This is a genomic window from Pseudomonas sp. Irchel 3H7, from assembly GCF_900187605.1.
Classification (GTDB): domain Bacteria; phylum Pseudomonadota; class Gammaproteobacteria; order Pseudomonadales; family Pseudomonadaceae; genus Aquipseudomonas.
Map to the genome: position 1 here is coordinate 141,760 of NZ_FYEA01000005.1, position 11,498 is coordinate 153,257.

Annotated in this window: 12 protein-coding genes; 9 read left to right on the forward strand and 3 right to left on the reverse strand. The window is 59.6% G+C overall.

Going from position 1 to position 11,498, the window contains the following annotated elements; translation table 11 throughout:
* Positions 1-188: 188 nt before the first annotated feature.
* Genes CKW38_RS11045 through CKW38_RS11055 form a run of 3 tightly spaced genes read left to right on the forward strand, consistent with a single transcriptional unit; the run spans position 189 to position 1,196 of the window.
* A complete protein-coding gene (locus CKW38_RS11045; protein ID WP_007911254.1) occupies positions 189-443 on the forward strand; it encodes a type II toxin-antitoxin system RelE/ParE family toxin in 255 nt (84 codons plus the stop codon).
* Positions 427-750, forward strand: coding sequence for a helix-turn-helix domain-containing protein (locus CKW38_RS11050; protein WP_095112752.1), 324 nt, complete (start codon positions 427-429; stop codon positions 748-750). The genes CKW38_RS11045 and CKW38_RS11050 overlap by 17 nt, the downstream gene beginning before the upstream one ends.
* Positions 751-779: 29 nt before the next feature.
* Positions 780-1,196 (forward strand): DUF3010 family protein, encoded by a 417-nt coding sequence (locus tag CKW38_RS11055; protein WP_077574831.1) that lies wholly within the window; start codon positions 780-782, stop codon positions 1,194-1,196.
* A 136-nt stretch (positions 1,197-1,332) separates the two neighbouring features.
* Here CKW38_RS11055 and CKW38_RS11060 read toward each other — a convergent pair whose 3' ends face one another.
* Positions 1,333-2,277 (reverse strand): GlxA family transcriptional regulator, encoded by a 945-nt coding sequence (locus CKW38_RS11060; RefSeq protein ID WP_095112753.1) that lies wholly within the window; start codon positions 2,275-2,277, stop codon positions 1,333-1,335.
* A gap of 207 nt (positions 2,278-2,484) precedes the next feature.
* On the opposite strand from CKW38_RS11060, the gene CKW38_RS11065 reads away from it, so the two are divergent.
* The 6 genes from CKW38_RS11065 (at position 2,485) to CKW38_RS11090 (ending at position 8,057) form a co-directional block, all read left to right on the forward strand.
* Positions 2,485-3,429 (forward strand): choline ABC transporter substrate-binding protein, encoded by a 945-nt coding sequence (locus CKW38_RS11065; RefSeq protein WP_095112754.1) that lies wholly within the window; start codon positions 2,485-2,487, stop codon positions 3,427-3,429.
* Positions 3,430-3,538: 109 nt separating this feature from the next.
* Entirely contained in the window at positions 3,539-4,426 is an 888-nt protein-coding gene (locus CKW38_RS11070; protein WP_016983621.1) for a 3-keto-5-aminohexanoate cleavage protein, read from the forward strand.
* A 164-nt stretch (positions 4,427-4,590) separates the two neighbouring features.
* A complete protein-coding gene (locus tag CKW38_RS11075) occupies positions 4,591-5,556 on the forward strand; it encodes an L-carnitine dehydrogenase (RefSeq protein WP_095112755.1) in 966 nt (321 codons plus the stop codon).
* Positions 5,557-5,784: 228 nt separating this feature from the next.
* The gene (locus CKW38_RS11080; protein WP_095112756.1) at positions 5,785-6,261 is read left to right on the forward strand and encodes a thioesterase family protein; all 477 of its coding nucleotides are present in this window, start codon (positions 5,785-5,787) and stop codon (positions 6,259-6,261) included.
* Positions 6,262-6,285: 24 nt separating this feature from the next.
* Entirely contained in the window at positions 6,286-7,449 is a 1,164-nt protein-coding gene (locus CKW38_RS11085) for a gamma-butyrobetaine dioxygenase (protein WP_095112757.1), read from the forward strand.
* Positions 7,450-7,793: 344 nt separating this feature from the next.
* A complete protein-coding gene (locus CKW38_RS11090; RefSeq protein WP_095112758.1) occupies positions 7,794-8,057 on the forward strand; it encodes a hypothetical protein in 264 nt (87 codons plus the stop codon).
* 88 nt (positions 8,058-8,145) lie between these two features.
* Here the strand turns inward: CKW38_RS11090 and CKW38_RS11095 are convergent, their stop codons facing one another.
* Positions 8,146-9,249: a GlxA family transcriptional regulator gene (locus tag CKW38_RS11095; protein ID WP_007949927.1), complete on the reverse strand. Its 1,104-nt coding sequence runs from the start codon at positions 9,247-9,249 to the stop codon at positions 8,146-8,148.
* A gap of 514 nt (positions 9,250-9,763) precedes the next feature.
* On the reverse strand, positions 9,764-11,140 hold the full coding sequence (locus CKW38_RS11100; RefSeq protein WP_095112759.1) for an L-serine ammonia-lyase: 1,377 nt from the start codon (positions 11,138-11,140) through the stop codon (positions 9,764-9,766).
* Positions 11,141-11,498 lie beyond the last annotated feature (358 nt).

Consider the following 11,498-nt stretch of genomic DNA (forward strand, 5'->3'; position numbering starts at 1 on the left):
GCACTGCTTTCTGCAATTGCCTCGTGAATCTCTTCTTCTTACGGCACATGCCGACTTCGCCTACACCTATTGCGTGAAAGCCCCGATCTACGGGCGCTTCACGCAATATCCTGACAACTGTTCTTGATTGGCCACCTTAAAAATATAAGCAAAGATTCGCGAATCTTATAAAAGACTTATATTCTTCCATGAACAGCATCCACTGGACACGAAAGGCCGTTAAGCAACTCTTGAAATTGCACTCTGTGCATCAGGTACAGGTTCGAGATGCCGTTACGGCGCTTGCCGACATGCCTGATGTGGGCAATGTCAAAGCACTGATTGGCCATGACTACTCCTACCGCCTGCGTGTCGGTAATTATCGAGTCATGTTCGACTGGGATGGCGCAATCAAAGTGGTCAGTATTCAAGAGGTCAAGAAACGCGATGAACGCACCTACTGACATCCAAATCATCAACGACGCCGAGGGCAACCCCGCCTTCGTCGTCATTCCCTACGCGCAGTACGTTGCGCAAAAAATGCAGCCCGACCTGATTCCCCATGAGGTCGTCAGCCGGATGGTCGATGGGGCAACACCGATCCGTGCCTGGCGCGAACACCTCAACCTGACTCAGGAAGAAGTCGCCAAACGCATGGGTATTTCGCAACCGGCGTTTGCTCAACAGGAAACGGTGTCCAAGCCACGTAAAGCGACACGCGAGAAAATTGCGTCGGCGTTCGGCATCACCGCCAATCAGCTTGAGCTGTAAGCTGCCCCCTTCACTTCAAGGAATTCCCCATGAACATCTGCGGCATCGAAATCAAAGGCAGCGAAGCAATCATCGCCGTGGCCGCTCTCGACGGTTCGACCCTGAGCCACGTCCCCCTTGCCACCAAGAAAATCGCCCTTGAAGACGATGACGAGGCGGCCAACGTGAAGCTGTTCGCGGCGCAGGTGGCGTCGTTTGTGCGGGAGAACTCGGTTGATCGGATTGCGATCAAGAAACGCAGCAAGAAGGGTGAGTTTGCCGGCGGGCCGACGACGTTCAAGATTGAGGGGATTTTGCAGTTGCTGGATGGTTGCGAGGTGACGTTGTTGTCGCCGCAGACGATCAATGCGCAGGCGAAGAAGCATAATTTCGAGCTGCCGGGGACGCTGAACAAGTATCAGCATGAGGCTTACAAGGCAGCGTGTTCGGCGTTGCTGAAGAAGTAAGCGTTTTTCAGACAATGAAGATCCCAATGTGGGAGCGAGCCTGCTCGCGAAAGCGGTGGATCAGTCAATCCTGTATTGACTGACACGCCGTCTTCGCGAGCAGGCTCGCTCCCACATTGGTTTTGGGTGCATCCATTCAGGCCTGGGCGGTACGCCGGTCTTCGCGAGGGCAGCGGGCGAAGCGGGCGCGGTAACTGCGGGTGAAGTAGGACGGGGACTCGAAGCCGCAGGCGATGCTCACTTCCAGCACGCTCATGTCGGTCTGGCGCAGTAACTGGCGGGCTTTTTCCAGGCGCAGACGCAGATAAAAATTGCTCGGCGTATCGTTCAGGTGCAACCGAAACAAGCGCTCCAGTTGCCGCCGCGTCACCTTGATCGATTCCGCCAATTGCAGCGTAGTCAGCGGCGGTTCGCTGTGCTGCTCCATCTCGCCAATCACATGAACCAGTTTCTTGTTGCTGATGCCGTAACGCGTGGCGACTTCCATGCGCTGGTGGTCTTTGCGTGGACGAATGCGCCCCAGCACAAACTGCTCGCTGACCTGAATCGCCAGTTGCGGCCCATGGGCCTGGGCGATCAGATCGAGCATTAGATCGATAGAAGCCGTACCGCCGGCCGAGGTGATTCGCCGGCGGTCGATCTCGAACAGCTCCTGGGTCACGCTGAGTTGTGGATAAGATTCCTTGAAGGCATCGATGGCTTCCCAGTGCAGGGTCAGGCGATGGCCATCAAGCAGGCCCGCCTCAGCAAGGACGAAGCTGCCGGTGTCGATGGCGCCGAGGGTCACGCCTTCGTTGTCCAGCCGCCGCAACCAGTGTTCAAGGATTGGCGTGGCGAACTTCAGCGGTTCAAACCCGGCCACCACCAGCAGCGTCGCGCCTTTCTTCAGCGGGTCAAGCGCCGCGTCGGCGTTGACCGACATGCCATTGCTCGCCAGCACCGCCCCGCCGTCGGCGCTGAGCACATGCCAGCGATACAACTCGCCACGAAAGCGGTTGGCCACGCGCAGCGGTTCAATTGCAGAGATAAAGCCAATGGCGGAGAACCCCGGCATCAGCAAGAAATAGAAATCCTGAGACATGTGCGCACTCGATTCGCGGGTAACGAAAGGGAGGGTAGCGTGGCTCGTTGATACGCCGATTGTCGTCGGCGTTCAAGCGCACAGGTCGCTACAGTGCAAATGCCAGTCGCCGCAGTGCGCTTTTACGGGGGCATAGCTGCGTAACTTGGCATCACCGGCGCGTCAGACGCCGGGAACCACAATAAACGACCTGCCGAGGAACCCGACATGAAACGACTGATCAGCAGCTGTGTTCTTGCACTCAGCGGTACCGCTTTCTTGAGCGCCAGCGTCATGGCGGCCGAACCCGCCTCATGCCAGAACGTGCGCATGGGCGTGGTCAACTGGACCGACGTGATCGCCACCAGTGCCATGACCCAGGTCCTGCTCGACGGCCTCGGCTACAACACCAAACAGACCAGCGCGTCCCAGCAAATCATCTTCGCCGGGATCCGCGATCAGCGCCTGGACCTGTTCCTCGGTTACTGGAACCCGCTGATGACGCAGACCATTACCCCGTTCGTCGACGCCAATCAGGTCAAAGTCCTCGAAGCGCCGAGCCTGAAAGACGCCCGCGCGACCCTCGCGGTGCCGACTTATCTGGCCGACAAAGGCCTGAAAACCTTCGCCGACATCGCCAAGTTTGAAAAAGAACTGGGCGGCAAGATCTACGGCATCGAGCCAGGCTCGGGCGCCAACACGCAGATCAAGGCAATGATCGCCAAGAACCAGTTCGGTCTCGGCAAGTTCCAGTTGGTCGAATCCAGCGAAGCCGGGATGCTCGCTGCCGTCGACCGCGCCGTGCGCCGCAAAGAGGCCGTGGTGTTCTTCGGCTGGGCGCCGCACCCGATGAACGTCAACGTGCAGATGACGTATCTGACCGGCAGCGACGACGCCCTCGGCCCGAACGAAGGCATGGCCACGGTGTGGACCGTCACCGCGCCGAAATACGCCGAGCAGTGCCCGAACATCGGTCGCCTGCTGACCAACCTGACGTTCACCGCCGAGGACGAGAGCCGGATGATGCAGCCGCTGCTCGATCACAAGGATGCTTTCGAATCGGCCAAGCAATGGCTCAAGGATCACCCCGAAGACAAGCAGCGCTGGCTTGAGGGTGTGACCACGTTCGATGGCAAACCGGCCGCTGAAAACCTCCAGCTGACCAGCAAATAACCCTCTATTGAAAAACCCGCTCTCCCAGATGGGAGAGGCAAATGAACCACGCTTCGCAGCCCCGAACAGGGCTGCGGACAGACCCATCACGCCTGAAGGAAACCGCACCATGAACCACGACGTCATCATCACCTGCGCACTCACCGGTGCTGGCGACACGACCGCCAAGAGCCCCCACGTGCCGGTCACCCCGAAACAGATCGCTGCGGCGGCTGTGGAAGCGGCCAAGGCTGGCGCCACGGTTGTGCACTGCCATGTGCGCGATCCGCAGACCGGCAAGTTCAGCCGCGACGTGGCGCTGTACCGCGAAGTGATGGAGCGCATTCGCGAGGCGGACGTCGACATCATCGTCAACCTCACCGCTGGTATGGGCGGCGACCTGGAAATCGGCGCCGGCGAGAACCCGATGGAGTTCGGTCCGAACACCGATCTGGTCGGCCCGCTGACCCGTCTCGCCCACGTTGAAGAGTTGCTGCCGGAAATCTGCACCCTCGATTGCGGCACGCTGAACTTCGGCGATGGCGACACCATTTACGTCTCGACCCCGGCGCAATTGCGCGCCGGCGCCAAGCGCATCACCGAGCTGGGCGTGAAAGCCGAGCTGGAAATTTTCGACACCGGTCACCTGTGGTTCGCCAAGCAGATGATCAAGGAAGGTTTGCTCGATAACCCGCTGTTCCAGTTATGCCTGGGCATTCCGTGGGGCGCCCCGGCGGACACCACCACCATGAAAGCCATGGTCGATAACTTGCCGGCGGATGCGGTGTGGGCCGGGTTCGGGATTGGCCGGATGCAGATGCCAATGGCGGCGCAAGCGGTGCTGCTCGGCGGCAACGTGCGGGTCGGGCTGGAAGACAACCTGTGGCTGGACAAGGGTGTGCTGGCGACCAACGGCCAATTGGTCGAACGCGCCACCGAGATCCTCAGCCGCCTCGGCGCGCGCGTGCTGACCCCGGCAGAGGGCCGCAAAAAGATGGGCCTGACCCAGCGCGGTTAACCCTCAGCTCAAAAAACGGGGCTCTGACTGCCCCCCAAATTTCACCTGTAGGAGCTGCCGAAGGCTGCGATCTTTTGATTTTGTTTCTCAAGATCAAGATCAAGATCAAAAGATCGCAGCCTTCGGCAGCTCCTACAGGGATTACTTTCCACGGGAAAATTCCTATGAGCTTTATCACCGAAATCAAAACCTTCGCTGCGCTGGGCAGCGGTGTCATCGGCAGCGGCTGGGTGGCCCGTGCCCTCGCCCATGGCCTCGACGTGGTGGCCTGGGACCCGGCGCCCGGTGCCGAAGCGGCACTGCGCAAACGCGTGGCCAATGCCTGGGGCGCGCTGGAGAAAAACGGTCTGGCGCCGGGCGCTTCGCAGGATCGTCTGCGCTTCGTCGCGACCATCGAAGAATGCGTGCGCGATGCCGACTTCATTCAAGAAAGCGCCCCGGAACGTCTGGAGCTGAAACTTGATCTGCACAGCAAAATCAGCGCAGCGGCCAAGCCAAATGCGTTGATTGGTTCGAGCACTTCGGGGCTGTTGCCGAGCGAGTTCTACGAGAGTTCGACGCATCCGGAACGCTGCGTGGTCGGCCACCCGTTCAACCCGGTTTATCTGTTGCCGCTGGTGGAAGTGGTCGGTGGCAAGAACACCGCGCCGGAAGCTGTGCAGGCGGCCATGAAGGTTTATGAGTCCCTCGGCATGCGCCCGTTGCACGTACGCAAGGAAGTGCCCGGTTTTATCGCCGACCGCTTGCTCGAAGCGCTGTGGCGTGAGGCATTGCACTTGGTTAACGACGGTGTCGCGACCACTGGCGAGATCGATGATGCGATCCGTTTTGGCGCCGGGTTGCGCTGGTCGTTCATGGGTACGTTCCTCACTTACACGCTGGCTGGGGGTGACGCAGGCATGCGCCACTTCATGTCGCAATTCGGCCCGGCGTTGCAGTTGCCGTGGACGTATCTGCCGGCGCCGGAGCTGACTGACAAGTTGATTGATGATGTGGTCGATGGCACCAGTGATCAGCTCGGTCGTCACAGCATTTCGGCGCTGGAGCGCTATCGTGATGATTGCTTGCTGGCGGTGCTGGAGGCGGTGAAGAGCACCAAGGAGAAGCATGGGATGAGTTTCAGCGAGTGATGTGTCTGGCATGACATCGCTGCCCTCACCCTAGCCCTCTCCCGGGGGGAGAGGGAACTGACCGTGGTGTTTTTGCGAGCTACGCCGATTTGCACTACTGAGTCGAACTCAAGACTTGAAAGACTTGAAGATCTGCTCCCTTTCCCCCTCGCCCCCCTTGGGGGAGAGGGCTGGGGTGAGGGGGCAGCTCTTGATCTTAACGACCCGCCAACTGCCGGAACCCAAACCATGCCCCACCTCACCACCTACCAAACCAAAGTCATCCTCGACTGGGTCGACTACAACGGCCACCTGCGCGACGCCTTCTACTTGCTGATTTTCAGCTACGCCACCGACGCCCTGATGGACCGCCTCGGCATGGACAGCAACCACCGCGAAGCCAGCGGCCACTCGCTGTTCACCCTCGAACTGCACCTCAATTATCTGCACGAAGTGAAGCTCGACACCGAGGTCGAAGTGCACACGCAAATCATCGGTCACGACAGCAAACGTCTGCACCTCTATCACAGCCTGCACAAGGTCGGTGATGCGCAAGAGCTGGCCGGCAACGAACAGATGCTGCTGCACGTCGACCTCGCCGGCCCGCGCTCGGCGCTGTTCAGCCCGGACACCTTGAACCGCCTGCAAGACATCATCGCCGAGCAGAAAGACTTGCCCGCTCCCGCTTACATCGGCCGCGTCATCGCGCTGCCACCTGCAAGGTAAATCCATCAATCGCAAGGAGCCGCTATGAACACCGCTGCCGCTGTTGCCGATTTCCGTACTTATCCGTTGATCAGCGCGCTAAGCGGCGTGCAGACCCTGGCGGATCGCGTTGCCATCGCCTGGGCTGACGGTCGCGTCAGCCCGTTTCACCATGTCTGGTTGCGGGACAATTGCCCGTGCCCGAAGTGCGTCTACAACGTCACCCGCGAACAGGTGTTCGAGATTGTCGACGCCGCTGAAGACCTCAAGCCTGTCGCCGCGCATATCGATACTGACGGCTGCCTGCGCATTGACTGGCAGGACGGCCACCTCAGCCGCTTCGATCCCGGTTGGTTACGCGCACACGCCTACGACGATGATTCCCGCGCCGAACGTCTGGCGGGCAAACCCAAGTCTTACCTGTGGCACAGCGATTTGCAGTTGCCGGTGTTCGACTATTCGGCACTGATGAACGACAACGCCACCCTGCTGCAATGGATGATCGCCATTCGCGACATTGGCCTGACGCAGGTGCGCGGTGTGCCCACTGAACCCGGCTCGCTGAAACTCATCGCGCAGCGCATTTCATTCATCCGCGAGAGCAACTTCGGCGTGCTGTTCAACGTGCAATCCAAAGCCGATGCCGAAAGCAATGCCTACACCGCTTTCAACCTGCCCTTGCACACGGATCTGCCAACTCGCGAGCTGCAACCGGGGCTGCAATTTCTGCATTGCCTGGTAAACGCCGCCGAGGGTGGCGAGAGTATTTTTGTCGATGGCTTTGCGATTGCCGATGCGTTGCGCAGTGAAGACCCGGCGTCGTTTCAGGCCTTGTGTGAAATCCCGGTGGAGTTTCGCAACAAGGACCGCCACAGCGACTATCGCTGCCTGGCGCCGATCATTGCGTTGGATGCCTTGGGACGCGTGACGGAGATTCGTATGGCGAACTTTCTGCGCGGCGCGTTTGATACGTCGGTGGAGCAGATGCCGGTGCTGTATCGGGCTTATCGGCGGTTTATTGCGATGACCCGTGAGCCACGGTTTCGGCTCATGCAAAGGCTCAATCCCGGTGAGCTTTGGTGCTTCGATAACCGCCGCACCTTGCATGCGCGCAATGCGTTTGACCCGGCGACCGGGGCACGGCATTTTCAGGGTTGCTATGTCGATCGGGATGAGTTGTTGTCGCGGATTCTGGTGTTGCAGCGCTAGACCATAAAAAGATCGCAGCCTTCGGCAGCTCCTACAGGGAAATGCATTCCAATGCAGGAGCTGCCGAAGGCTGCGATCTCTGCTTTTCAGCAGGCAAAAAAAGCCCCGATACCAGCCGTGACTGGATCGGGGCTCAAGCTACTGTTGAGGAGCTGCCGTGCGAGGGTGACCAAACCTTCGTGTTGCAAGCTGAGTTCAGTGTGCCCACTCCCTTGAGCGGCAAGTTAGCCGAAAACGACCTGTTCATAGCCGTCGCAGCCACTGCGACAAAACGCCCTTGCCGTGCCCCGGCGTGGCTACCAGAATCGAGCCACGACCTCCGTTATTGAAGAAGGATGCGCGTCATGATGTATGCCGATTTGATCGATCAGGAAGATTTGTTGGGCCAGCTCAAGGCGTTGGGTATTCAAGTACCCAGTGGCACGACCGCCGATCAGGCCTGCGAGTGCGCGGTGCGCGGTCTGGATAATGTGCGCGCGTTTGAACTGCGCAAGATGGTCAAGGACATGTACACCAGCGGCGCCAGCATCCAGCCGGCGGTGCGGCAGGCGATCGACAAGCAGTTGTTGCCGGCATTGGCGGACTTCCAGCAAAGCCATAGCGCCTGACAGCAGATCAAAAGATCGCAGCCTTCGGCAGCTCCTACATTGGAACGCATATCCCTGTAGGAGCTGCCGCAGGCTGCGATCTTTTGCCTTACAGCCTTACGCTGGCAAACGTCGATTCATTACGCGCCTGACTCAACGCCGACATCGGCCCCGACAGCGGCGACATCACGATTGCCTGCGGGAGCGGCAGCATCGCCACTTGCTGGGTGGTGTTGGAGCCTACGCGCTCGTCACGCGGCGGAATGCCGAAGTATTCGCGATAGCACTTGGAGAAGTGCGGCGTCGAGACGAAACCACACACCGACGCCACTTCGATGATCGACATCGGCGTTTGCTTGAGCAATTGCCGGGCGCGGATCAGACGCAGCTTCAAGTAATAGCGCGACGGCGAGCAGTGCAGGTATTTCTGGAACAACCGCTCCAGCTGTCGACGCGACACAGCGACGTACACCGCCAATTCATCGAGGTCGATCGGCTCTTCGAGGTTGGCTTCCATCAGCGCGACGATTTCCTGCAGCTTCGGCTGATTGGTGCCGAGCATGTGCTTGAGCGGCACACGCTGGTGATCCTGCTCGTTGCGGATGCGTTCGTAGACGAACATTTCCGAGATCGCGGCGGACAGCTCGCGACCATGATCGCGGCTGATCAGGTGCAGCATCATGTCCAGCGGCGCGGTGCCGCCGGAGCTGGTGAAACGGTTACGGTCGAGGGTGAACAAGCGAGTGCTCATGGCCACGCGCGGGAAAGCTTCCTGCATCGCCGCCAGACATTCCCAGTGCACGCTGCAATCGAAACCGTCGAGCAGGCCAGCGCAGGCCAGCGCCCAACTGCCGGTGCACACGGCGCCAAGGCGCTTGGACTGACGCGCCTGGCTTTGCAGCCAGGAAACGTGTTCACGAGTCACGGTACGCTGAATGCCGATACCGCCGCAGACAATCACGGTGTCCAGCGGTGGCGCTTTGTGCATGGACGCGTCGGGAGTGATTTGCAGACCGTCACTGGCCCACACTTGGCCACCATCAACGGTGAGGGTGCTCCAGCGATACAGCTCGCGACCGGACAATTGGTTGGCCATGCGTAGAGGTTCTACTGCGGAGGCCAGAGAAATCAGCGTGAAATTGTCCAGCAGCAGAAAGCCGATGGATTGAGGCGCACGGTTCTGGGGTTGGGCCCCGGAGTTGAACGACGTCATCGCGGTATCTCCTCACACAAAGCGGGTGATGGCCTCAGGCGGAGGCTCTTGTTATTGCCAGCGTTCTCGCGTGGGAGACGGGCTTTGTTATGACAGAGCAATTGCCATGCCTAAAATTGGATGGCCGTTCAATAACTCCTGAAAACGACGTCGCGACGTGTCTATACGAGACGTCCGACAAAAGGTATTTCGAAGTGCCATCAGCGTGGCTGAAAGCCCTGCCCCGCAGCGTGTGAGCAAATCGGTAGCACTTGTGGGAACTGGCCTGCGCGCGGTTTGAGGGGAGTGTCACCGCAAGCACGGGTGACGGACGGTCAGGGCGCGGATCGTATGTAACAGGTGGGAAAGACTCTTATCTGTTTGCGACGCGCTAAAAGGTGGCGTGATTTATTGTCCGTGTTCACTTGGTGAGCAGTTTTGACTGGTCTGACGCTATCGCGAGCAGGCTCACTCCTACAATTGGAATGCGTTCCCCTGTAGGAGTGAGCCTGCTCGCGATTGGGGCAACGCGGTCTCAGCACTCAACCGCGCTGACCGCCAACCCACCACGCGATGTCTCTTTATATTTGTCATGCATGTCGGCGCCGGTATCACGCATGGTGCGGATCACCCGGTCCAGCGAAATAAAATGCTGACCATCCCCCCGCAAAGCCATCTGCGCCGCGTTGATCGCCTTCACGGCGGCGATCGCATTGCGCTCGATGCACGGCACTTGCACCAGGCCACCGACCGGATCGCAGGTCAGCCCAAGGTTATGTTCCAGGCCAATCTCCGCCGCGTTGCACAACTGCTCCGGCGTAGCGCCAAGAATCTCCGCCAGCCCCGCCGCCGCCATCGCGCAGGCAGAACCGACTTCGCCCTGACAGCCCACCTCAGCGCCCGAGATCGAAGCATTCTTCTTGCACAGAATCCCCACCGCCGCCGCACCGAGGAAGTAGTCGACCACGTTGGCGTCCGTCACCGCTTCGCTGAACTTCATAAAGTAGTGCAGCACCGCCGGAATGATTCCCGCAGCGCCATTGGTCGGCGCCGTGACCATGCGCCCGCCGGCCGCGTTTTCTTCATTAACAGCCAACGCAAACAGATTGACCCACTCCATCGCGCTCAGCGTCGAGCCGATCACATTGGGTTTGCCCAACTCCTGAAGACTGCGATGCAACTTCGCCGCGCGCCGACGCACATTCAATCCGCCGGGCAGGATGCCTTCGTGTTTCAAACCCTGCTCGACGCAATCCTGCATCGCCCGCCACAGCTTCATCAGCCCGGCGCGGATTTCTTCCTCGCTGCGCCAGACTTTTTCGTTGGCCATCATCAATTCAGCGACGCGAAGATTGTTCCGCTTGCACAACTCCAGCAACTCGACCGCGCTGGAAAAGTCATAAGGCAATTCAGTGCGATCCAGATCAACGACGCCGCTGGACGCCTGCGCTTGATCGACGACAAAACCACCGCCCACCGAATAGTAGGTGTCGCGATGCAGTTCGCCGTGATCACCCTCGGCCACAATCGTCATGGCATTGGGGTGGAACGGCAGGTTCTCGTCGATCAGGCGCATGTCCCGAGCCCAGACAAACGGCACCGACAAACGACCATCCAATAGAAGGGTATGAGTTTCGCGCAGCGCCTGAATGCGCGGGCCGATCTGCGACGGGTCGATTGCGTCCGGCCACTCGCCCATCAAGCCCATGATCACCGCGTTGTCGCTGCCGTGACCGATACCGGTAGCAGACAGCGACCCGAACAATTGCACTTCTATACGGCGCACCTGTTCCAGTTGGTGCTTGTCCCGTAGCGACTCGACGAACAACGCCGCGGCGCGCATGGGTCCGACGGTGTGGGAACTGGAAGGGCCGATGCCGATTTTGAACAGGTCGAAAACACTGATAGCCATTGCTGCAGAGCTCCTGAGGATGCCGGTCCGGGACGCAAAAGCGCCCGCTGGCGGAGCTGCTACGCTCAAGCTGCGATCCGCCGGAATGCCCGCATCATCAGGCTTTTGTCCGGACGCACGGCGTCTGACACCGACGCACTCATGTCCACCAGCGCCGCGCCGTTTTCGCCCCGGTTTTTCGCCGTTTTTGTACGGTTCAGATGGCCATTCGGGGCTGAAAAAAGCTGTAAGCGACGTCACTGACACTGGATGCGACCATCCCTGTACTGGATACGACCCCCCCTGTAGGCGTCAGATTTTCACTGGTACATGATCGTTATGACTCGATTGCAAGGCGCCGTGGTAGAGCTGTCTCCAG